Source organism: Xanthomonas sp. CFBP 8443 (genome assembly GCF_025666195.1).
In the GTDB taxonomy this organism is placed as follows: domain Bacteria; phylum Pseudomonadota; class Gammaproteobacteria; order Xanthomonadales; family Xanthomonadaceae; genus Xanthomonas_A.
This window is the reverse complement of the sequence record NZ_CP102592.1, coordinates 4,948,822-4,971,145: the sequence shown is the minus strand read 5'-3', so window position 1 is coordinate 4,971,145 and position 22,324 is coordinate 4,948,822. Positions and strand designations below refer to the sequence as shown.

The following is a 22,324-nucleotide window of genomic DNA, read 5'->3' as shown; positions in this document are numbered from 1 at the left end:
AACGACCACGGCGCACGAGCGCGCCTACGGTCGCCCCCACTTCCACTTTCGATCGGTCGATGCAGATGAACTACCCCGGCTACCCCTTCACCCCGCAGCGCTTCCAGGTGCGTCCGGGGCTGAGCATGTCCTATCTCGACGAAGGCCCGCGCGACGGCGAGGTGGTGGTGATGCTGCACGGCAATCCGTCGTGGAGCTATCTGTGGCGCACGCTGGTGGCCGGCCTGTCGGACCGCTACCGCTGCATCGTGCCCGACCATATCGGCATGGGCCTGTCGGACAAGCCGGACGATGTGCCGGGCGCGCAGCCGGGCTACGACTACACGTTGCAGTCGCGCGTGGACGATCTCGACGCGCTGCTGCGCCACCTGGGCATCGACGGGCCGGTGACGCTGGCGGTGCACGACTGGGGTGGCATGATCGGCTTCGGCTGGGCACTGTCGCACCATGCCCAGGTCAAGCGGCTGGTGATCACCAACACCGCCGCGTTCCCGTTGCCGGCGGCCAAGCCGATGCCGTGGCAGATCGCGATGGGCCGGCACTGGCGTCCCGGCGAGTGGTTCATCCGCACCTTCAACGCGTTCTCCGCCGGGGCCTCGTGGCTGGGTGTGTCGCGGCGCATGCCTGCCGACGTACGCCGCGCCTACGTGGCGCCGTACGACAGCTGGGCCAATCGCATCTCCACGATCCGCTTCATGCAGGACATCCCGCTGTCGCCCGCCGACAAGGCGTGGTCGCTGCTGGAACGTTCGGCGCAGGCGCTGCCGTCGTTCGCCGACTGCCCGGCCTTCATCGCCTGGGGCCTGCGCGACATCTGTTTCGACCATCACTTCCTCGCCGGTTTCCGCCAGGCGCTGCCGCAGGCCGAGGTCATGGCGTTCGAGGATGCCAACCATTACGTGCTCGAAGACAAGCACGAGGTGCTGGTGCCGGCGATCCGCCGGTTCCTGGACACGCATCCGCTCTAGGCCGCGGCGGCGTGCCGGCGGCTCAGGCGTCGTCCGGTAGCGGATTGCGCTCGGCGTCGCCGACGCCGCTCCAGTCGCTTGCAGTCAGCATGTGCAGCCCATGCGCCAGTCGCGACTTGTCGCACTGCGCGCTGCGTTCGCCGAACTCCAGCGACGCCGGTACCGCGGCGCACACCGACGGCCGCCGGTCGTGGATCGTGCAGCGGCTGTAGCGGCCGATTTCCGCGTCCAGCGCCACGCAGCGCGGCTGTGCTTGCGAGGTGCCGCGCATCACCCGTTCGTGGGTGCGCAGGGGCTCGGTGAGATCGAACGGGACCCTGCCGCCCAGCTCGGGATCGGCTTCGCTCCAGTGGAAACTGACGCGGAAGTAGGCGCAGCAAGCGCCGCAGGTGAGGCAGGGATGTGCCATGGGAGGCCGGGCCTTGCGCGGCAAAGAGCGTGGGGGGCGCGGCATTCTGACCGAACCGACGCGCGCTGCAAGCGCGGTGGCGTTCAGCCGTGCGCTGTCGCCGCGCGAGCGTCGAGCCGACGCGACGCCGATCCGCTCGCAGGATGCGGCGTGTTGGACCAACGCTGGCCTGCCACGGCATGCGCCGGCGCATCGGCGATAATCCAACGATGACCACGACCACCCCCTGCAACATCGCCGCGACGCTGCCGCCGTTGGCGCGCGAGCGCCCCGACCAGATCGCCATCCGCTGCCCGGGCCGCCGGAGCGCCAACGGCCTGGCCGCCTACGACGTGACCCTGAGCTACGCGCAGCTGGATGCGCGCAGCGACGCGATCGCCGCCGGGCTGGGCGGCTACGGCATCGGCCGCGGGACGCGCACGGTGGTGATGGTGCGGCCGTCGCCGGAGTTCTTCCTGCTGATGTTCGCGCTGTTCAAGGCCGGCGCGGTGCCGGTGCTGGTGGATCCGGGCATCGACAAGCGCGCGCTCAAACAATGCCTGGACGAGGCGCAGCCGGAGGCGTTCATCGGCATCCCGCTGGCGCAGCTGGCGCGGCGCTTGCTGGGCTGGGCGCGCTCGGCGCGGCGCATCGTCACCGTGGGCCGGCGCTGGGCCTGGGGCGGCACCACGCTGGCGCAGATCGAACATGCCGGTCGTGGCGCCGGCAGCCAGCTGGCCGACACCGCGGGCGACGACGTGGCCGCGATCCTGTTCACCAGCGGCTCCACCGGCGTGCCCAAGGGCGTGGTCTACCGGCATCGCCATTTCGTCGGCCAGATCGAACTGATGCGCAACGCGTTCGGCATGCAGCCCGGCGGCATCGACCTGCCGACCTTCCCGCCGTTCGCCCTGTTCGACCCGGCGCTGGGGCTGACCTCGGTGATCCCGGACATGGACCCGACGCGGCCGGCCAGCGCCGATCCGCGCAAGCTGCACGATGCGATCGACCGCTTCGGCGTGACCCAGCTGTTCGGTTCGCCGGCGCTGATGCGGGTGCTGGCCGACTACGGCCGGCCGCTGCCGAGCGTGCGCTGCGCGACCTCGGCCGGCGCGCCGGTGCCGCCGGAGATCGTGGCCAGGATCTGCAGCCTGCTGCCGGAGGACGGCAAGCTGTGGACGCCGTACGGCGCCACCGAATGCCTGCCGGTGGCGGCGATCGAGGGCCGCGAGCTGCAGGACACGCGCGCAGCCACCGAAACCGGCGCCGGCACCTGCGTCGGTGCGGTGGTGGCGCCGAACGTGGTGCGCATCATCGCCATCGACGACGCGGCGATCCCCGACTGGTCGGGCGTGCGCGAGCTGCCGGCGGGCACGGTCGGCGAGATCACCGTGGCCGGGCCGACCACCACCGATACCTATTTCAACCGCGACGCGGCCACCCGCATCGCCAAGATCCGCGAGCGCCTGGACGACGGCAGCGAGCGCATCGTGCACCGCATGGGCGACGTCGGCTACTTCGACGCGCAGGGCCGGCTGTGGTTCTGCGGGCGCAAGACCCAGCGCGTGGAGACCGCGCACGGGCCGCTGTACACCGAGCAGGCCGAGCCGATCTTCAACACCTTGCCGTGGCTGCGCCGCAGCGCGCTGGTCGGGATCGGCGCGGCGGGCGCGCAGCGGCCGGTGCTGTGCTACGAACTGCAGCCGGGCGTGGCGCCGCCGGCGCAGCCGCAGGCCGAGTTGCGCGCGCTGGCGCAGGCGCATCCGCACACCGCCGGCATCGCCGATTTCCTGTGCCATCCGGGCTTCCCGGTGGACATCCGCCACAACGCCAAGATCGGCCGCGAGAAACTGGCGCTGTGGGCCAAGGACCGCGTGCGCTGAGGCCGCGGCGATGGGCGAGCGCTATCGGCTGGACGACCTGCGCATCGACGTGGCGCGACAGCGAGTCGAGCGCGACGGCATCGCGCTGGAGCTGGGCGGGCTGAGTTTCCGCCTGCTGCATTACCTGCTGCGGCAGGGCCAGCGCGTGATCGGGTTCGACGAGCTGATCGCGCAGGTGTGGGCGCCGGCGCTGGTCAACGAGGAGACCGTGACCCAGCGCGTGCGCCTGCTGCGGCAGGCGCTGGGCGATGCCTCGCGGCAGCCGCGCTACCTGCGTTCGGTGCGCGGCCAGGGCTACCAGCTGTGCGCGCCGGTACGCCTTGAAGACGACGAGGGCGACAGCGCAGCGGCACAGCCAAGACGGCGTTGGCGCCGCGTGGCGATCGCGGCGGCCGTCGTGCTCGGCATCGGTACGCTGGCGGCGCTGGCCTGGCCGTGGCGGACACCGCCGCAGAAAGCCGAGGCGTCGCCGCTGCTGCAACGCGCCGACTACTACGCCGGCATCGGTCAGCGCGACGACAACGAACGCGCGATCGCGCTGTACCGGCAGCGCCTGCAGCAGGCGCCGGACGAGCCGCGCGCGCTGCTCGGACTCAGCCGCGGCTACAGCGCGCGGGTCTGCCAGTACGGCGGCGACGCGCAGTACGCCGCGCTCGCGCAGCGCCTGGCCGCGCAGGTGATCGCCGCGCAGCCGCAGTTGGCGGCCGCGCATGCCGCGCTCGGTTACGCGCACGATTGCCGCGGCGACTATGCGGCGGCCCTGGCCGCCTACGAGCGCGCGCTGCAGCTGGATCCGGGCGCCGATGCGGTGCGCGGCTCGGCCGCCTATCTGTACGAACGCAAGGGCCGGCTGGCGCAGGCGCTGGCCGCCAACCTGCAGGTGCGCGATCCGGCGCGGGTGCGCTTCCTGCCGATCCAGATCGCCAGCAACCTCAACCTGCTCGGCTACGTCAGCGCCGCCGAAGCGCGCTATCGCGACAGCTTCCAGCTGTATCCGGACAGCGCCTTCTCCAACCTGGCCTGGCCGGGATTCCTGTTCGCGCATGGCCGCAGCGCCGAAGCGCAGGCGGCATTGGACGAGGCGCTGGGGCGCGGCACCGACTACGCCGGCCTGTACCTGTTGCAGGCGGAACTGGCGCTGGCGCAGGGCGATGCGGCGCGTGCGCGCCAGGCCAGCCTGCAGGCGCTGCGGCTGCGTCCGCACGGCAGCCTGGCGCAGACCGTGGCGTGGACGCTGGACGCACAGCCACGGCCCGCGGCGGCGGCGCTACGCGCACGGGCGCAGGACCTGCTGCAGGGCGTCGCGCATGGCGCCGATCCGCTGGATGGGCTGGACGCGGCACTGCTGCTGCAACTGGCCGGCGACTTGCCTGCGGCGCTGGACGCGTTGCGCCGCGCCCAGGCCGCCGGCTACCGCGATGCGGCCTACCTGCGGGTGTCGCCGTTGCTGGCGCCACTGCGCACGCAGGCCGGCTTCGCCGCGTTGCTGGTGCGCAACCAGGCCGACATCGCCGCCGAGCGCGCGCAGGTGCGCCGCGCCGGCCTGCTGCCGCAGGAGACCGGCGCGGCTACGGCAGCGCCTTGAGCACGTAGTCGGCGAGCAGCGCCTGCGACTGCGGATGCATCTTCGGCGTGTTGTAGGCGCTGCGGGTGATCACCACCACCAGGCGTTCCTCGGGCAACACGAACACGTAGTTGCCGCCGTTGCCGGACATCGCCCACACCCCGCGTTCGGTGCCGCGCACCGGGAAGCGGAAGCGCCACAGCAGGTAGCCGTAGTCCGCGTCCTCGCGCGCCTGCGCGTGCACCGTGGTCATCGCCCGCACCCAGTCCGCCGACAGCACCTGGCGGCCGTGCCAGCGGCCCTGGTCGAGCAGCAGCTGGCCGAACTTGGCCAGGTCGCGGCTGCGGTAGCGGGTGCCGCCGCCGCCCATGCCCACGCCCTCGGCGGAGCGCCCCCAGCGGACATTGGTGATGCCGAGCGGCCGCTCCAGTGCCTGCGCGGCGAAGTCCTCCAGGCGCTGGCCGGTGGCCTTTTCCACCAGCGCGCCGAGCAGGAAGCTGCCGGCGGTGCAGTAGGAAAAGGCGCGGCCGTGCGGGCTGTCCTCGGGGCGGCGCATCCACGGCGCATAGCCCTTGATCGGCAGGTCCAGCGCGAACTGGGTCCAGTCGGCGCTGACGTACATGCGTTCCTCGTTGCCGCTGGAGAACGCGTTGTCGTCGTCGCATTCCAGTTGCGAACTCATCGTCAGCAGATCCTCGACGGTGGTCGCGCGCTTGCGCGGATCCGGCTGCTGCCAACGGCGATCACCGAAGTAATCGTAGACCTTGGCCTGTGCGCTGGGCAGGCGGCCGCGGTCGATCGCCGCGCCGACCAGCAGCGCGGTGATGCTCTTGGTCGCCGAACGGGTGTCGTGCAGGGTCTGGCGGTCGGCGTCGCCGAAGTAGCGCTCGTAGACCAGCGCGCCGTCGCGCACGATCAGCACACTGCTGGTGTGCGGCGCCTTGCCGTCGGCGATGGCCTGCTCCAGCGCCGCGAGCGTGGCCATGTTCCAGCCGGTGCTCCTGGCATCGGCGGCCGGCCAGCCGTCGTCCAGCGCCGGCGGCGCGGTGGCGGGTGCGGTCGGGGACGGGGAGGCGGGAGCGGCGTGGGCGAGAGGCACGGCGAGGGCGAGCAGGACACACGGCAGGAACGAAAGGCGCGACATGGTGGAACTCCGGAAGGATGCGGTCCGCGCACTGCGCCAGCGCCGTGCCTGAAGTGCCTGATGTCCTCATGAAGAATTATGAAGTTCCAGCGGATCAATGACTTGGCGTGCGCCGCGGTGACGTCCGCGCAACGTCCGGATCGCCTTCCCGCGCGCCCCCGGCTATCGTGTGCGCCCTGGTGCGATCGGTGCGGCGCGATGAAGATTGTGGTGACGGGCGGTGGTGGATTCCTGGGCCAGGCGTTGTGCCGCGGCCTGGTCGCGCGCGGGCACGAGGTGATCAGCTACAACCGCGGCCACTATCCGGAGCTGCAGGCATTGGGCGTGGCCCAGGTGCGTGGCGACCTGACCGACGCGCAGGCGCTGCACCATGCGGTCGCGGGCGCCGATGCGGTGTTCCACAACGCGGCCAAGGCCGGCGCCTGGGGCAGCTACGACAGCTATTACCAGCCCAACGTGGTCGGCACCGAGAACGTGCTGGCCGCCTGTCGCGCCCACGGCGTGGGACGCCTGGTCTATACCTCCACGCCGAGCGTGACCCACCGCGCCACCCATCCGGTCGAAGGCCTGGGCGCGGACCAGGTGCCGTACGGCGAAAACTTCCAGGCGCCGTACGCGGCGACCAAGACCATCGCCGAACGCGCGGTGCTGGCCGCCAACGATGCGCAGCTGGCGGTGGTGGCGCTGCGACCGCGGCTGATCTGGGGCCCGGGCGACAACCAGATCCTGCCCAAGCTGGTCGCGCGTGCGCAGGCCGGGCGCGTGCGCCTGGTCGGCAGCGGCGACAACCTGGTCGATTCGACCTTCATCGACAACGCCGCGCAGGCGCACTTCGATGCGTTCGAGCACCTGCGCGTCGGCGCGGCCTGCGCCGGCAAGGCGTACTTCATTTCCAACGGCGAGCCACTGCCGATGCGCGAACTGTTGAACAAGCTGCTCGCCGCGGTCGGCGCGCCGCCGGTGACCAAGACCCTGTCGTTCAAGGCGGCCTACCGCATCGGCGCTGCGTGCGAAACGCTTTGGCCGCTGCTGCGCCTGCGCGGCGAGCCGCCGCTGACCCGCTTCCTGGCCGAGCAGCTGTGCACGCCGCACTGGTACAGCATGGAACCGGCGCGGCGCGATTTCGGCTATGTGCCGCAGGTTTCGATCGAGCAGGGCCTGCAGCGGCTGGCGTCATCATGGCGCCGCGACACTTCCGTCACTTCCTGACGACCGGCAGTTGCCGAAGATGGCTCCGCGCCAATTCGGCACGACAACTTTCGGACCTTGCCATGCTGCATTACGCCATCATCTTCTTCGTCATCGCCATCATCGCCGCCGTACTGGGTTTCAGCGGCATCGCCGGTGCGGCGACCAACATCGCCTGGATCCTGTTCGTGGTGTTCCTGATCCTGGCGGTGATCTCGATGTTCCGTCGCGGCAAGGTCTAGTCCTTCCGCTGCACCTGCGAACGGCCCGCGGTCACGGAGCGATGCTCCGCGACCGCGGGCCGTTTTGCATTGCGGGTAAGTGATTGCCGCCTTGGCAAATAGGCCATGCAATCGCGTGCCGCTTTTTGTTTGATTCAGGCATCGACGCATGTGTCGATGCGTGCGGTACGTGCAAATGTGCGCCGCGGCAGCATCGCCGCGGCAGCGCTTCGGCGCCTGTTCCGTGTTCCCCCGCGATGTGTCCACCGCGTGCACAGTGCCGCATCCTGCGCGTGGCGCAATCCGTGCCGGATCGTCGGCATATAGCAGGAACCCCTCGCGCTCGCTGGCATGCCGGCGGCCCTGCTTGTCGATGCCGATCAGGTGGCCTCGACGCGCTGCGGGTCCAGCGCATCGACGATGGTGCGCGCCGACTGCAGCCAGACCTCGTGCGCGGCCGACGTGTCGCCGAAGATGATGCCGACCCGGGTCCGCGCATCGCCGCCGCTCCCGCCATTGCCGGATGAAGGGCCCTAGCCTGGGCCATCGCCCGCGCGGCGAGGGAAGGGCCCGGATCGCGCGGTGGCGCGCGGACGGCGGCGGCAGGGATGGACGCCGTTCGCGCGGCTTGCCACCATAGGCGACTCAGGGGATAGGGGAAGCGCAATGCGACAGTGGACGTTCGTGGCCGGCCTTGTGCTGGCCGGCATGGCATGCGCGCAGGCCGAGCCGGCGCGGCTGGATCTGACCCCCTATCTGAAGCGCGACCAGTTCGAACGGGTCAAGATCTCGCCGACAGGCGCCTACTATGCCGTCACCCAGCCGATGGAGGACCGGACCGGCCTGGTGGTGGTGCGCCGCAGCGACAAGCAGCTGTCCGCCAGGGTCATCGGCGGCGCCGATTCGGTGGTCGACGATTTCTGGTGGGCCAACGACGAGCGGATCGTGGTGTCGATGGCCGAGCGTCTCGGCGCGCGCGACGAACCGGTGGCGATCGGCCAGCTGCACGCCATCGACGCCGACGGCAAGAATCCGCGCCTGCTCGCCAGCCCCTATGGGATGAACGACGCGGTCAACGCGACCACGCTCAAGGCGGGCCTGGATCCGTCGGTGTACATGCTCGACACGCTGCCGCAGGATCCGCGCTACGTGCTGGTGTCGGTGGTGGCGCCCAGCAGCGATCCGACCATCCGCATCGACAAGCTGGATATCTACAACCACCGGCGCGTGCCGGTGGCGACCGCGCCGGTCTCGCGCGCGAGCTTCGTCGCCGACCACAGCGGACGCGTGCGTTTCGCCAATGGCGCCGATAGCGCCAATGCCGGCAAGCTCTTCTACCGCGACGACAGCGGCACGCCGTGGCGGCTGATCAACGACGAAACCAGCAGTTTCCAGCGCACCTATCCGCTGGGGTTCTCCGCCGACGACAAGCTCGCCTATCTGCAGGTGGAGCAGGCCAGCGGCCCGGACGCGGTGGTGTCGTGGGATCCGGCCACCGATCGCTATGCGCCCTTGCTGCGCGACCCGCAGGTCGATCCCTACCGGGTGTTGCGCGACCTCGACGGCAAGACGCCGATCGGCGTGTCGTTCATGACCGATCGGGTGCGCAACCGTTTCTTCGACGACAACGCGCCGACTTCGCGGCTGTATCGCTCGCTGGAAAAGGCGTTCGATGGCGATGCGGTGTTCATCACCTCGGCAACCACCGATCGCCGGCTGCTGCTGCTCTACGTCTGGAGCGACCGCAACAACGGCGACTACTTCCTGTTCGATACCGTGGACAAGTCGGCCAAGCGCGTGTTCAGCCGGCGCGAATGGTTCCAGCCAAGCCAGGTGCCGCCCAGTCGCGCGGTCAGCTTCAAGGCCAGGGACGGGGTGTCGCTGCACGGATACCTCACCGTGCCGCTGCAGGCCCCGGCCGGCAAGCCCTTGCCGATGGTGTTGTTGCCGCACGGCGGGCCGTTCGGCGTGTTCGACGCCTGGGATTTCGACGACGACGCGCAACTGCTCGCCGCGGCCGGCTACGCGGTGCTGCGGGTCAATTACCGCGGTTCGGGCAACTACGGCCGGGCCTTCACCCAGGCCGGGGCGAAGGAATGGGGCGGGCGCATGCAGGACGACCTGACCGATGCCACGCGCTGGGCCGCCGCACAGGGCATCGCCGATGCCTCGCGCATCTGCATCTATGGCGCCAGCTACGGCGCCTACGCGGCGCTGATGGGCGCAGCCAGGGAACCGGACCTGTACCGCTGCGCCGCCGGCTATGTCGGCGTGTACGACCTGGAGACGATGTACCGCGACCAGTCGCGGCGTGCGCGCTGGGCCAGGAACTGGGCCGGCGACTGGGTCGGCGAACGCGGCACCCTGGCCGCGCGCTCGCCGGTCAATCTCGCCGACCGCATTCGCGCACCGGTGTTCTTGGCCGCGGGCGGCAAGGACGAGCGGGCGCCGGTGCAGCACACTGAACGCATGGAAAAGGCGCTGAAGAACGCCGGCGTGCCGGTGGAGTCGCTGTACTTCCCCAACGAGGGCCATGGGTTCTACACCGAGCCGCACCGCCGCGCGTACTATACCCAGCTGCTGGCGTTCCTGAGCAAGCACCTCGGCGGCGCGCAGGCGCAATAGCGCGGCGCGCATCGCCGTCCGCCGCGCGTACGGTCCTGCGACGTGTCTGCCGCTAGAATGCGCGGCATGCCTGGATCTCCCTTCGATGCCCTCAAGCCCCTGGCCGGCCGCGCGCTGGAAGCGGCGCTCAACCGCGCGCTGGCGCTGGACCCGGACACCCGCGAAGCGCTGCGCGGCCTCGACGGCCAGCGCGTGGCGCTGACCCTGGAGGCGCCGGCGCTGGCGCTGCAGATCCGCGTGGACGGCACGCGTCTGCAGGTCGGCCCCGTGGATACGGCGCAGGAACCCGACCTGGCGGTGCGCAGCACCCTCGGCGGGCTGTTCGCGCAGCTGCCGTTCCTGGCCCAGGCGCGGCGCGGCGCCAGCCCCGGCGGACGGGTGCGGGTGTCCGGCGACGCCGAACTGGCGCGGCGCCTGCAGCAGTTGGCGGGGCGTTTCGATCCGGACTGGCAGCGGCCGTTCACCCAGGTGTTCGGCGACGTGCTCGGCGTGCAGTTCGCCAACGCGGCGCGCGCGGCGTTGCAGCAGGCCCAGCGCGGCGCGCAGGACCTGGCGCAGAGCGCGGCCGAGTTCGTCACCGAGGAATCGCGCGACGTGGTCGCGCGCGCGGAGCTGGAGGCGTTCTACGACGACGTCGATGCGGTGCGCGACGACATCGAGCGCCTGGCCGCGCGCGTGGCCAGGCTGTCGCCGGAGCGCGGCGCATGAAGGCGATGTTCCGCGCCAGCCGCATCGGCCGGGTGATCCTGCGCTACCGCCTGGACGACCTGCTCGACGGCACGCCGGCCGAGCGCTGGCTGCGCCTGGCCAAACCGTTCGTGCCGCGCGCCAGCCCGGACATCGCCGCGCAGTCGCGCGGTGCGCGGCTGCGCCTGGCGCTGCAGGACCTGGGCCCGATCTTCGTCAAGTTCGGGCAGATCCTGTCCACCCGCCGCGACCTGATGCCGCCGGACGTGGCCGAGGAACTGACCCTGCTGCAGGACCGGGTGCGCCCGTTCGACGGCGAGGCGGCGCGGCGCATCGTCGAGCAGGCGCTGGGGCAGCCGATCGCGGTGGCCTTCGCCAGCTTCGATACCACGCCGCTGGCCTCGGCCTCGATCGCGCAGGTGCATGCGGCGACGCTGCACGACGGCCGCGAAGTGGTGGTCAAGGTGCTGCGCCCGGACATCGAGCGGCAGATCGGCGCGGATATCGCGCTGCTCAAGTCCGCCGCGGCGCTGGTCGACCGCGCGCATCCGCGCGCCGACAAGATCCGCCCGCGCGAGGTGGTCGCCGAGATCGAGACCACCCTGGCCGCGGAACTGGACCTGCAGCGCGAAGGCGCCAACGCCAGCGTGCTGCGCCGCTTCTGGCTGCATTCGGACGACCTGTACGTGCCGGAGGTGATCTGGAGCCACACCGCCGAGCGCGCGCTGACCCTGGAACGGGTGCGCGGCATCCCGTCGGACGACATCGCCTCGCTCGACGCCGCCGGCATCGACCGCAAGGCGCTGGCGGCCAAGGGCGTGCGCGTGTTCTACACGCAGGTGTTCCGCGACAATTTCTTCCACGCCGATGCGCACGCCGGCAACATCTGGGTCGACAGCGATCCGGCGCGGCGGATCAACCCGCGCTTCATCGCGCTGGACTTCGGCATCATGGGCCAGCTGTCGCAGGAAGATCAGTACTACCTGGCCGAGAACTTCATGGCCATCTTCAACAAGGATTACCGGCGCATGGCCGAGCTGCACGTGGAGGCGGGCTGGATGCCGGCCAACGTGCGCATCGACGAACTGGAAGCGGCGGCGCGTTCGGTGTGCGAACCGTACTTCACCCGGCCGCTGTCGCAGATCTCGCTGGCCGAGGTGCTGATCAAGCTGTTCCGCGTCGCCCAGCGCTACCAGCTGACCCTGCAGCCGCAGCTGATCCTGCTGCAGAAGACCCTGCTCAACATCGAAGGCGTGGGTCGCCAGCTGGATCCGGAACTGGACATCTGGGCGGTGGCGCGGCCGGTGCTTGAGCGCATCCTGATCGAGCGCTACAGCCCGCAGCGCGCGCTGCACGAACTGCGCAAGCGGCTGCCGGAAATCATGACCCACGCGCCGGACATGCCGCGCCTGATCCACGGCTGGCTGCGCCAGCAGGTGGAAGGCCGCCACGAACTGTCGATGCGCTCGCGCGACCTGTTCGAACTCAACGTGATCCTGCTGCGCATGCAGCGCCGCGTGGTCACCGCGATCAGCGGCGTGGGCCTGCTCACCGTCGCGGCGCTGCTGTACGCGCTCGACGCCGGCGGCCCGCAGCTCGGCGGGGCCTCGATCTGGGCGTGGATCGCCGGCGGCCTCGGCGCGGCCAGCCTGCTTTCGGCGTGGCTGCGGCGCTAGCGACGTCGGCCGCGCCAAGGCGACCGGGCTGACAGGCGGCCTGATCGCCTCCCTGCGGCCGCGAGGCTCAGTGCCCTGCCGGCACCCCGGCCGCTTTGGCGAAGAAGTCGTAGATGCCCTGATCGCTCATCTTGCGCGCATTGGCCAGTTCGCCGGCCTTGGTGGTGTAGACCGGTTTGCCGTCGGCGCCGATCACCACCGCGGCCGGGATCCCTTTCTGGATCGGATCGCCGTAGGCCTGGCTCAGCTCCAGGTTGTGGTCGAAGTTGCCGACATCGATCTTGACCACTTCGAAGTGCGCGTTGACCAGGGCCGCGTTCCTGGCCGTGTGCAGCGAGGCGTCGAGCGCGCGGCAGTCGCCGCACCAGTTGGCGCCGAAGATCAGCAGGGTCGGCTTGTGCGCCTTCTTGCCGGCGGCCAGCGCCTGTCGCACCTGCGCCTTGGCGTCGGCGGCGGCGTCGTAGGGCAATTCCAGCGCATGCGCCAGTGGAACGACGGTCAGCAGCGAGACCAGCAGCCAGCGTTTCATGGAGGCACTCCGCAACGTGGGGGAAGGCCATCGTCGAACCGCGGCACGGCGGCGTCAACGGCCCGGCATGGGACGCAGCGTGACGCATGCGTTGTGGTCGGGGCCGCCGGGCACGGATAATCCGGTAGTGAGCACCTCCCCCGATTCCCTGCAGATCCTCTATCTGGACCCCTTCCTGGCCGTGGTCGACAAGCCGGCCAGGCTGATGGTCCACGACAGCAAGCTCGCCCGCGGCGAGGACGATTTCCTTGCCGATCGCCTGCGCGCGCAACTGGGGCGGCCGATCTTTCTGGTGCACCGGCTCGACCGCGCCACCAGCGGTTGCCTGCTGCTGGCGTTCGACCGCGACACCGCCAGCGCGCTGGGCAAGGCGCTGATGGGCGGGGAGGTGGACAAGGACTATCTGGCGATCTGCCGCGGCTGGCCGGCCGAGGAGCGCTTCGACGTCGACCACGACCTCGACGGCGGTCCCGGCAAGCCGCTGAAGAAACCGGCACAGACCCGTTTCCAGCGCCTGGCCTGCGGCGAGCTGCAGGTGCCGTCGGGCGAGTTCGGCACCTCGCGCTACGCGCTGCTGCGCTGCAGCCCGGTGACCGGACGGTTCCGCCAGATCCGCCGCCATCTCAAGCACCTGTCGCACCACCTGATCGGCGACACCAGCCATGGCGACGGCCGCCACAACCGCATCTTCCGCATGCAGGGCGTGCACCGCATGCTGCTGCACGCCGAGCGCCTGGCGTTCCCGCATCCGGACGGGCGCCGGATCGAGGTGAACGCACCGCTGGATGCGGAGTTCGTGCGCGCGTTCGGGTTGTTCGGCTGGTCGGCGGCACCGTGGCAGGGTGGTGCGGAACGAGTGGCGGACGCGTCGGGCGGCGTTGTCGGCTAGCGCGTTCCTACAGTTGCGGAGCCTACCTGTAGGAGCGGCGTCAGCCGCGACATGGTGGATGCGCGGAGTGGCACTACCGACTTAGCTGGTTTCCAGAGCCGTTGAAGCGTCCCATGGGAGCGACTTCAGTCGCGACGGGCTCTACCGGCAATGCCCGTCGCGACTGAAGTCGCTCCCACAGGGTGTCCATGCGGCCTAGGCTGTCACGTGCGGGCGGCGCATCTTTCGCTCCGGATTTGCTGCAAGCGGAACGCGCGCCGCTGCATTCGTCGCGGCTGAAGCCGCTCCTACAGGACCGCGTCGTCTGCGATGCCAGCGTGGCCTGGCGCAGGCGCTGCCTGCGCCACCTTGCGCAGCAGCACGCTCCTACCGCAACCGCAGCGCCGGCCGGCGAGATAGGCCGGCGCCGGTGCGCCGCAGGCTAGGGCTTCGCCGCCGGCGGCGGCGCGCCGACCGTCTGCTCCAGGTCCTTCTGCAGGTCGGCGAACAGCGGGGTGATCTTCTGCTGGATCGCGCCCATCAGGTTCTGCATCAGCTGCGGGGTCTTGTCGAGCATGCTCTGGCCGGCCGGGCTCTCGTAGAACTCGGCCATCGCCAGCACGTCCTGCTTGGAGAACGACTGCTTGTACAGGCTCACGTACAGCGGGCGCATTTCCTGCCACGACAGCGCCTTGCGCACGGTGGCCTGGGTGCGCTCCTGGATCTGCTGCACTTTCTGCTGCTGCGCCGCATCGAGCGGGCGCTGCGCGGTCAGCTGCGCGAACTGCTGGCGCTGCATCGCCTCGATCTGCGGCAGCATGCTGTCGAGCATGTTCTGCGCGCGCGAGGCGGACAGCAGGCGGTTGACGTCGCCGTCGCTGGGCGGCTCGGCCAGCGCGGGCGACGCGGCCAGGGCCAGCAGCGCGGCCAGCAGCAGGCGCTGCGGCCAGGAACGGGAAAGCGACGGGGTCGGGTTCATCGAGCGTCCTGCAGGGCTATGACCGGCGGCCAGGATACGGGAATCGCCGTGGCCTCGGCGTCTGCGCGCTTGCGGCAAACCGGCCTTCCGGCTCTTCGACGGGTCCTGCGGGCGACGCGCGAGGGGACCTGCTCGAGATGGCGCGGCAGCTCGGCGACCTCGTGCGGGAACGGGTCGGCGCTGTCGAAAGCGGCGCAAGGCCCGCGCCAGGGACTGCTTGTGCCCGGCGAATGGCGGCGTGTTCGCCTGCGTGCCATGGGTCGGCGTTGATGCTTGTCGCCGATCTGCTGCATGGGCGCGCCAAGCTGCACAGGACCTGGCTCTGAGACGGCGGCAGGCGGCACGTTCGGGTAGGCGCGCGCCCGCTTGAAGCGAACCAGGCGATGGTTGCCGTCGCCGATGCTGCCTGCGCCCGGCCATTCAGGCCGTGGGCCGCCGGAAATCAAGCCGTCTGGCGGATGCCCTACAATTCGCCGATGGGTAACGGGGCCATCCACATCTCGAGCAGCCTGGCGATTCCGGAAAGCGAAATCGTCGAGCGCTTCGTGCGCGCCAGCGGCGCCGGCGGGCAGAACGTCAACAAGGTCTCCACCGCGGTGGAGCTGCGTTTCGACCTGGCCGGCTCGCCGTCGTTGCCCGAGCCGCTGCGCGCACGCTTGCTGGCGCGGCGCGATCGCCGCATCACCGCCGAGGGCGTGCTGGTGATCGACGCGCAGCGCTTCCGCACCCAGGACCGCAACCGCGACGATGCGCGCCAGCGCTTGGCCGAGTTCATCGCCGCCGGGCTGTCGGTGCCGAAGCGGCGCATCGCCACCAAACCCTCGCACGGCGCCAAGCTGCGGCGCCTGGACGCCAAGCGCGAGCGCAGCCAGATCAAACGCGGCCGCTCGCCCGGCCGCTGGGAGTGACTTTTGACCGAACGCGATTTTCCGTTGCCGCCCGCGACCCCGAACATGCCGATGGTCAAGCCCAGCCGGTTCGGCCGCTGGCTCGGCCGCACCGCGCTGCGCCTGACCGGCTGGCGGGTGGTGGGCGAGTTCCCGGACGTGCCGAAGCTGGTGATGATCGTCGCCCCGCACTCATCCAACTGGGACGGGTTCCTGGGCTTCGCGGTCAAGTTCGCGGTCGGTTTCGAGGTGCGCGTGCTCGGCAAGACCCAGCTGTTCTGGTGGCCGCTGGGGCCGCTGCTGCGCAAGCTCGGCGGCATCCCGCTGGACCGCAAGTCGCCGCGCGGCGTGGTCGAGCAGGCGGTGGCGCTGATCCGCGAGGCGCCGCGCATGTGGTACGTGATCACCCCCGAAGGCACGCGCAAGCGCGTGGAGAAGTGGAAGGTCGGCTTCTGGAAGATCGCCCACGGCGCGGAGATCCCGATCTTCCCGGTGTACTTCGACTATCCCAGCCGCACCGTCGGCCTCGGCCCGCTGTTCCACACCAGCGCCGACATGCACGCCGACATCGCCGCGATCCGCACCTGGTACCGGCCGTGGCGCGGGAAGCATCGCGACACGTTGTGAGGCTGGCCGTCGATGCGGATGCAGTTCCTGTAGGAGCGGCTTCAGCCGCGACAGGGCGTTGCCGGTAACACTCCTGTCGCGGCTGAAGCCGCTCCTACAGGATCGCGCCTGCGGCCGCTGTTCCACACCTGCGACGACATGCAGGATCTCGGTTTCTTACAGTTCGCGAAGTGTTGTGGGAGCGACTTCAGTCGCGACGGGCTCTACCGGTAAGGCCCGTCGCGACTGAAGTCGCTCCCACAAGATCGCTGCGGCCTGCAAACGATCGAAAAAAAACCCTTGCCGCGTCGCCAGCCGCAGCGCCGCTACAGCGCGCTGCCGCCGAACTTGTGCGTGTACTGCAGATACACGCTGCGGCCTACGGTGTCGAACCAGGACACGTCGTAGTACGGATACGAGGTGTAGGTGCGGTCGTGCGGCGGCATCTTGTCGAACAGGTTGGTCACCGCCAGCGACAGTTGCGCGTGGTCGCCGATGCGGTACTGCACCGAGGCGTTGTAGCGGTAGGTGGCGCCGATCCACGGGCTGTCGCCGCTCTCCGGGTCGAACACCTGGTCGTAGGAATCGGAGCTGGGCAGGCGGCCCAGGCGTTCGCCGTGCAGTGTCGCCGACCAGGCCTTGCGTTCCCACGACACGCTGGCGCTGGCCTTGGTCCGCGGGATGTCGTAGCCGCTGTTGACCGCGAACTCGTCCACCATCGCCTCGCCGGCGTACACCTGGATGTCGTGGCGGCGCACCCAGGTGTAGCTGCCGCCGAAACGGAAGGTGCCGATCGCGGTGTCCAGCCGGTAGTGGGTGCTGAAGTCGATGCCGCTGGTGCTCTCGCGGGCGATGTTGATCGGGTTGACGAAGACCCCGTACAGGTCGCCGTCGGCGCTGCGGGTGACCCGCGACAGCGCTTGCTGGCAGGTGGTCGAGGCCGCATCCAGATTGCCCAGCCGGCACTCGGATTCGTCGCGCAGCACCTGGTCCACGCGCAGGTCCTGCACCTGGTCGCGCATGTCGATGTCGAAGTAGTCCACCGACACGTCCAGTTCCGGGCGCGGCGACCAGACGAAGCCGGCGGTCCACGAGGTGCTGGTCTCCGGGTCCAGATTCCGGTTGCCGCTGCGGCCGCGGATGATGCCCTCGTCGTTGTAGCTGCAGTCCTCGATCGCCACCCCGGGCTCTTCGTCGGCGCAGCGGTAGTAGTCCACGCCGGAGGTCTCGTCGTTGCCGGGGCCGGAATAGACGTAGTGCAGGTCCGGCGCGCGGAACGCGGTGCCGTAGGAGCCGCGCAGCAGCAACGTGTCCAGCGGGCGCCATTCCAGCCCGCCGCTGTAGGTGAACTTGCCCAGGGTACGGCCGGAGAAGCGGTACTGGTCGTAGCGTCCGGCCAGGCTCAGCGACACCGTCGACAGCACCGGCAGGCGCAGCTCGCTGGCCAGCGCCCAGCGGTTGCGGCTGCCGTGGCCGTCGGAGTCCTTCCAGCTGTAGTAGTAGTACTGGGTGGCCAGCGGATCCGGGCGCAGGTCGTAACCCTGGTTGCCGAACTCGGCGGTGGCCGACAGCCCCGCATCGCCGCCGGGCAGCGCGAACAGGCTGGGGTTGGTCACGGTGAAGGCGGCGGTGTCGGTGCGCGAGCGCGGCTGGTAGACGCTGCGCTGGGCGATGCCGTCGTACTCGGCGCGGCTCAGCGGCGTGTACAGGCGCTCGGGGTCGGCGTTGAAGATCGGCAGGCCCGAATCGTCGTCCACGCCCAGCTGCGGGCCGAGGAACAGCGCGTTGGCGCGTTCGGCGACGATCTGCGGCCAGCTGATCGTGGCCTGGTACTGCGAATGGCTGAGGCTGGCCTCGTAGTCCCAGTCGCTGCCCAGCTTGCCCTTGAAGCCGGTGGTCAGGCTGAGGGTCTTCTGCCGCGTGCGGATGGTGCCGGTGTTGAGTCCGCCCATTTCCTCGGGGCTGAACTGGCGGCCCCAGGCTTCGATCTGGTCGGTGGCCTGGTTGTAGAAATAGCCCTCTTCGTTGCCATCCGGGGCCATGTAGCCCCACTGGGTCACGTCGCGGAACAGCGACAGCTCGTGGTAGCCCAACTGCAGGTCGGCGAACCACTGCGTGCCGCCGTCGAAGGCATAGTTCAGCGACGCGTAGGCGTTGACGCCGCGGCGCTTGTTGCCGATGGTGCCGTAGCCGATCGAGGCGCTGCTGCCGCAGAACTCGCCGTAGCCCGGGCGCGACGCGTAGCCGGTGCTGCCGCGGTTGAGGCCGGACACCGCCTCGCAGGTCGCCGCGCCCGGATCGAGATAGTTGTCGTCGTAGTCGGTGCGCAGGAAGGTGCGCCGCGGCACCTGCGAACGTTCGGTTGGGCCGTCCAGCGTGCTGTCCTGGCGGCTGCGCTGGTAGGCCCACAGCGGCGTCTGGGTCACCGCTTCGGCGCCGAACACCGCATCGAACGCGCCGCGCGAGAAACCGCTGCTGATGCTGAGGTTGAAGCTGTCGCCGCCGCCGCCGCTGGTGTCGCCGAAGCGGTAGTCCAGGGTGGTGCCGTCGGCTTGCTTCTTGAGGATGAAGTTGACCACGCCGGAGATCGCGTCCGAGCCGTAGATCGCCGAGGCGCTGCCGGTCAGGATCTCGATGCGGTCGATCATGCCCAGCGGGATGTTGGAGATGTCGGTGAAGTTGCTGCGGCCCTTGAACGGCATCGGGAAGTCGGCAATGCGGCGGCCGTTGACCAGCACCAGGGTGTGGTTGGGGCCGAGCCCGCGCAGGTCCACCTGCTGTGCGCCGGGCGAGAAATCCGCGCCGCTGGCCGACTGCGGGCTCTGCGTCTCGCCGCCGTTCTGGGTCATCGCGCGCAACACGTCCGGCACCGAGGTGAAGCCGTTGGCCTTGATCTGCTCGGCGCTGATCACGCTGATCGGCGCCGGCCCTTCCAACTGCGCGCGCGGGATGCGCGAGCCGGTGACCTGCAGCGTCTGCAGGTCGGCGATCGGTTGCTCGGGCGCGGCGGCGGGCAGCACGGCGCGCACCGGTTGCGCGCGCGGCGCCGCCGCCGGGTCCTGGCGCCGCACCAGCCAGGCGCCGGAGGCATCGCGCTGGGCGACGAAACCGCTGCCGTGCAGTATCCGTTGCAGCGCCTGCGCGGTGTCCAGCCGGCCCTGCGCGCCGGCGCTTCGCGCGCCGTCGAGCTGGTCGGCACGGTAGATCAGCTGCGCGCCGGATTGCCGCGCCAGCGCCTCCAGCGCCGCGCGCAGCGGGCCGGCGGGAATGTTCAGCTGGCTGTCGGCGGCCTGGCCGCCGGCAACCGGTTGCGCCTGCGCCGCGCAGGCGGTCGCACAGGCCATGCTCAGCAGCAGCACACGCATCGGATATCGCATCGAGTCTTCTCCCCTGACACAGGCGCAAGGCCACGCCCCCGTTAGTCAGGACGAACGAGCTGCGCAAATCCCCCCTGCCATGCTGCATGGCCGCCGCGGGCGGCGCCTCAGCGGCTGTGCAGCAGCACCTGGTCGCCTTGGCGTTCGGCGCGGATCGGGAAGCCCTGCTCGAGCAGGCGCACGAACGCCTCGGTGTTGGACCAGCGGAAATTGCCGCCGACCCGCAGCGCGCCGGCGCCGGCGTCGGCCACGCGCAGCTTGACCGTGTTGTAGCGGTTGAACTCGGCGACCGCGGCCTGCAGCGGGGTGTCGTCGAAGGTCAGGTAGCCGTTGCGCCAGTCCAGGGCGCGCTCGGCCTCGGCCAGGGGGACCCGGCGCACCAGCACCCCGTGCGGGCCGGCCAGGGCGATGCTGCCGGCCGCCAGCAGGGTCGGCGGCGCCTGCGGATGCGCCGCCGATTCCAGCCGCACCGTGCCTTCGGTGACCACCACGCGCAGCGCGTCGGCATCGCGGCGCACGGCGAAGCGCGTGCCCACCGCGATCACCCGGCGCGCGCCGCTGGCGACCACGAACGGCCGCGCCGGGTCCTTGCTCACCTCGAAGAACGCTTCGCCGCGTTGCAGGTCGATCTGCCGCCGCGCGCGCGACAGCGCTACGTCGATGCGGCTGTCGCTGCTCAGCGTGGCGCGCGAGCCGTCCGCCAGCGCCAGCGGGCGCAGGCTGCCGGTGGCGCTGGCGTAGGCGACCGGCGCCACCGTCGTGGACTGGTTCCAGCCCAGGCCGAGCGCGGCGCCGAACAGCAGCGTCGCGGCCAGCGCCAGCGGCCAGCGCCGGCGCGTGCGCGGTGGCGGGCGCGGCGCGAAGCGCAGCCGGCCCAGGTCGGTCGGTGCGCCGGGCGCGGCCGCTGCCGGCGTGCTGTCGCCCGCTTCGATGTCGTTCGTCGCGGTGTCGCTCACCGCCAGCCCGCGCCAGCTGCCGCGCGGCGGAACGCTGCCGTCGCGCCGGCCCGCGCCCAGCGCCTGCAGCCGCCCGCTCTGCTGCCACGCCGCCTGCAGGCGCACGAACGCCACCCGGTGCGCGGTGGCCGCCGACAGCCAGGCGTCCAACCGCGCCTGCTGCCGCGGCGACCAGTCGCCGCGGTCGCGCCGCGCCAGCCAGGCCGCCGCACGCAGCTCAATCCGCCTGCTGTCCATCCTGCGCCCGTGCCCGCCGCGGCGCCGCCGGCGCACGCGCGCCGTCGTCGCCATGAAAATGATCGGCCAGCAGGCGCATGCCCTTGGCCACGTGCTTTTCCACGGTCTTCTCGCTGATGCCCAGACGCACGGCCACCTCCCTTTGCGACAGTTCCTCGACCCGCCGCAGCCAGATCACGCTGCGGCAGCGGTCGGGCAGGCGGTCGAAGGCGGCCGCCAGCCGTCCCAGTACCTGCCGTCCGCCGCACCAGCGTTCCGGCGACAGCTCGTCTACCAAGACGTGCATCGACTCCAAATCACCCACTGCCTCGATCGAGACTACCCGGCTGCGGCGCAGCCGGTCGGTGATCAGGTGCCGTGCGGTGGCGAACAGGAACGATTTGGGCAGGCTCGGCCGCGCTTTGCCGGCGGCCTCGTAGACGCGCACGTAGATTTCCTGGCGCAGATCGTGCCACTCGTCGCGGTGCGGCCAGCAGCGCCGCAGGTAGCCGCTCAGCGCCTGCTCGTGGACGAGGATCTCGTGGACGAACCAATCGTCGAGGGAAGCGGGCATGCATTCCACATTAGCCGATCGTCCGCCCGCGTGGCAGCGCCCGCGCGTCGCCACGAACCGGTACAACTGCGAGGGGGGAAACCGCGCCGCCGTTCGTCCCCTGTCTGCAACGAACCACCCGTTCGGTTCCCGTCCGCCCCTCGAGGAGATCCGCATGACCCGTTTCGTCGGCCCGTTCCGGCCCTGGATGGTGGCGCTGCTGGGCCTGTGCCTGGCCGCGCCCGCCGCTGCGCGCGACTACCGCCAATACCTGGTCGGCGACCCGGCCCTGCCCACGCCCGGCCCGGTCGCGCCGGGGCTGCTGCTGATGGGCGGCGGCGATCGCAACTACGACGCGCTGCGCTGGTTCCTGGCCAAGGCCGGGCATGGCCATGTGGTGGTGCTGCGCGCCTCGCAGGGCAACGAAGTGGCCGAGGAGTTCTACCGCGACGTCGGCGGCGTGGCGTCGGTGGAGACCTTCGTGTTCAAGGGCCGCGGCGCGTCCAGCGATCCGGCGCTGCTGCGCAGCCTGGCCCGCGCCGACGGCATCTTCATCGCCGGCGGCGACCAGTCGCGCTACGTGCGCTACTGGAAGGGCACGCCGGTGGCCGCGGCGCTGGATGCGCACGTGCGCGCCGGCAAGCCGCTTGGCGGCACCAGCGCCGGGCTGGCGATGCTCGGCGAGTACCTCTACGGCGCGATGGACGGCGGCAGCCTGACCAGCGCGCCGGCGCTGGCCGATCCGCTGGGGCCGGCCACCACCATCGAAACCGACTTCCTGCACCTGGACCTGCTCAAGCGGGTCATCACCGACACCCACTTCAAGGAACGCGACCGGCTCGGCCGGTTGTTCGCGTTCCGCGCCAAGGCGGCGACGCTGGCCCCGGCCGGTCAGCCGCTGATCGGCCTGGGCGTGGACGAGAGCGCGGCGCTGGCGGTGGAGGGCGACGGCAGCGCGCGTGTCTATGCCACCGATCCGCAGGCCGGCGCCACCGTGGTCGCCGGCCCG

Annotated in this window: 18 protein-coding genes and 2 pseudogenes; 12 read left to right on the top strand and 8 right to left on the bottom strand. The window is 70.7% G+C overall.

The genetic code is table 11. The features are described 5' to 3' along the window. The first annotated feature begins 65 nt into the window (after window positions 1-65). Window positions 66-968, top strand: a complete 903-nt coding sequence (locus NUG20_RS20715; RefSeq protein WP_263398561.1) for an alpha/beta fold hydrolase — start codon at window positions 66-68, stop codon at window positions 966-968. 22 nt (window positions 969-990) lie between these two features. Here the strand turns inward: NUG20_RS20715 and NUG20_RS20710 are convergent, their stop codons facing one another. Further along, on the bottom strand, window positions 991-1,377 hold the full coding sequence (locus NUG20_RS20710) for a YkgJ family cysteine cluster protein (protein ID WP_263396251.1): 387 nt from the start codon (window positions 1,375-1,377) through the stop codon (window positions 991-993). 209 nt (window positions 1,378-1,586) lie between these two features. On the opposite strand from NUG20_RS20710, the gene oleC reads away from it, so the two are divergent. Beyond that, window positions 1,587-3,239 (top strand): olefin beta-lactone synthetase, encoded by a 1,653-nt coding sequence (gene oleC / locus NUG20_RS20705; protein ID WP_263396250.1) that lies wholly within the window; start codon window positions 1,587-1,589, stop codon window positions 3,237-3,239. A 10-nt stretch (window positions 3,240-3,249) separates the two neighbouring features. Next, window positions 3,250-4,824 carry a winged helix-turn-helix domain-containing protein gene (locus NUG20_RS20700; protein WP_263396249.1) on the top strand — a complete coding sequence of 525 codons (1,575 nt, stop codon included), beginning with the start codon at window positions 3,250-3,252 and terminating at the stop codon, window positions 4,822-4,824. On the opposite strand, the gene NUG20_RS20695 is transcribed toward NUG20_RS20700, so the two are convergent. Continuing rightward, on the bottom strand, window positions 4,808-5,947 hold the full coding sequence (locus tag NUG20_RS20695) for a serine hydrolase domain-containing protein (protein WP_263396248.1): 1,140 nt from the start codon (window positions 5,945-5,947) through the stop codon (window positions 4,808-4,810). The genes NUG20_RS20700 and NUG20_RS20695 overlap by 17 nt on opposite strands. 198 nt (window positions 5,948-6,145) lie before the next feature. On the opposite strand from NUG20_RS20695, the gene oleD reads away from it, so the two are divergent. Further along, window positions 6,146-7,156, top strand: a complete 1,011-nt coding sequence (gene oleD, locus NUG20_RS20690; protein ID WP_263396247.1) for a 2-alkyl-3-oxoalkanoate reductase — start codon at window positions 6,146-6,148, stop codon at window positions 7,154-7,156. A 62-nt stretch (window positions 7,157-7,218) separates the two neighbouring features. Next, window positions 7,219-7,377, top strand: a complete 159-nt coding sequence (locus tag NUG20_RS20685) for a DUF1328 domain-containing protein (RefSeq protein ID WP_003468167.1) — start codon at window positions 7,219-7,221, stop codon at window positions 7,375-7,377. Window positions 7,378-7,635: 258 nt separating this feature from the next. Here the strand turns inward: NUG20_RS20685 and NUG20_RS20680 are convergent. Then, window positions 7,636-7,835 (bottom strand): annotated as a pseudogene (locus tag NUG20_RS20680) (D-alanine--D-alanine ligase A); the annotation flags it as partial. Between the two features lie 187 nt (window positions 7,836-8,022). Here NUG20_RS20680 and NUG20_RS20675 point away from each other — a divergent pair. From NUG20_RS20675 to ubiB, 3 genes are all read left to right on the top strand, one after another. Next, window positions 8,023-9,981: an alpha/beta hydrolase family protein gene (locus tag NUG20_RS20675; RefSeq protein ID WP_263396246.1), complete on the top strand. Its 1,959-nt coding sequence runs from the start codon at window positions 8,023-8,025 to the stop codon at window positions 9,979-9,981. 66 nt (window positions 9,982-10,047) lie between these two features. After that, entirely contained in the window at window positions 10,048-10,689 is a 642-nt protein-coding gene (locus NUG20_RS20670) for a ubiquinone biosynthesis accessory factor UbiJ (RefSeq protein WP_263396245.1), read from the top strand. Continuing rightward, window positions 10,686-12,344, top strand: a complete 1,659-nt coding sequence (gene ubiB, locus NUG20_RS20665; RefSeq protein WP_263396244.1) for a ubiquinone biosynthesis regulatory protein kinase UbiB — start codon at window positions 10,686-10,688, stop codon at window positions 12,342-12,344. The genes NUG20_RS20670 and ubiB overlap by 4 nt, the downstream gene beginning before the upstream one ends. Before the next feature lie 67 nt (window positions 12,345-12,411). On the opposite strand, the gene NUG20_RS20660 is transcribed toward ubiB, so the two are convergent. Next, the gene (locus tag NUG20_RS20660) at window positions 12,412-12,873 is read right to left on the bottom strand and encodes a thioredoxin family protein (protein ID WP_263396243.1); all 462 of its coding nucleotides are present in this window, start codon (window positions 12,871-12,873) and stop codon (window positions 12,412-12,414) included. A 67-nt stretch (window positions 12,874-12,940) separates the two neighbouring features. On the opposite strand from NUG20_RS20660, the gene NUG20_RS20655 reads away from it, so the two are divergent. After that, window positions 12,941-13,762: a pseudouridine synthase gene (locus NUG20_RS20655; RefSeq protein WP_263396242.1), complete on the top strand. Its 822-nt coding sequence runs from the start codon at window positions 12,941-12,943 to the stop codon at window positions 13,760-13,762. 421 nt (window positions 13,763-14,183) lie between these two features. Here the strand turns inward: NUG20_RS20655 and NUG20_RS20650 are convergent, their stop codons facing one another. Further along, window positions 14,184-14,720, bottom strand: coding sequence for a DUF2059 domain-containing protein (locus NUG20_RS20650; protein WP_263396240.1), 537 nt, complete (start codon window positions 14,718-14,720; stop codon window positions 14,184-14,186). Between the two features lie 476 nt (window positions 14,721-15,196). On the opposite strand from NUG20_RS20650, the gene arfB reads away from it, so the two are divergent. Then, entirely contained in the window at window positions 15,197-15,628 is a 432-nt protein-coding gene (gene arfB, locus NUG20_RS20645; RefSeq protein WP_263396239.1) for an alternative ribosome rescue aminoacyl-tRNA hydrolase ArfB, read from the top strand. Between the two features lie 3 nt (window positions 15,629-15,631). Then, window positions 15,632-16,234, top strand: a complete 603-nt coding sequence (locus tag NUG20_RS20640; RefSeq protein WP_263396238.1) for a lysophospholipid acyltransferase family protein — start codon at window positions 15,632-15,634, stop codon at window positions 16,232-16,234. A 305-nt stretch (window positions 16,235-16,539) separates the two neighbouring features. Here NUG20_RS20640 and NUG20_RS20635 read toward each other — a convergent pair whose 3' ends face one another. The 3 genes from NUG20_RS20635 to NUG20_RS20625 form a co-directional block, all read right to left on the bottom strand. Then, the gene (locus NUG20_RS20635; RefSeq protein ID WP_263396237.1) at window positions 16,540-19,590 is read right to left on the bottom strand and encodes a TonB-dependent receptor; all 3,051 of its coding nucleotides are present in this window, start codon (window positions 19,588-19,590) and stop codon (window positions 16,540-16,542) included. A 107-nt stretch (window positions 19,591-19,697) separates the two neighbouring features. Further along, window positions 19,698-20,783, bottom strand: a complete 1,086-nt coding sequence (locus NUG20_RS20630) for a FecR family protein (protein ID WP_263396236.1) — start codon at window positions 20,781-20,783, stop codon at window positions 19,698-19,700. Next, on the bottom strand, window positions 20,764-21,336 hold the full coding sequence (locus tag NUG20_RS20625) for an RNA polymerase sigma factor (RefSeq protein WP_263396235.1): 573 nt from the start codon (window positions 21,334-21,336) through the stop codon (window positions 20,764-20,766). The genes NUG20_RS20630 and NUG20_RS20625 overlap by 20 nt, the downstream gene beginning before the upstream one ends. On the opposite strand from NUG20_RS20625, the pseudogene NUG20_RS21870 reads away from it, so the two are divergent. Next, window positions 21,335-22,207: pseudogene (locus NUG20_RS21870) on the top strand (cyanophycinase); the annotation flags it as partial. The gene NUG20_RS20625 and the pseudogene NUG20_RS21870 overlap by 2 nt on opposite strands. Between the last annotated feature and the right edge of the window lie 117 nt (window positions 22,208-22,324).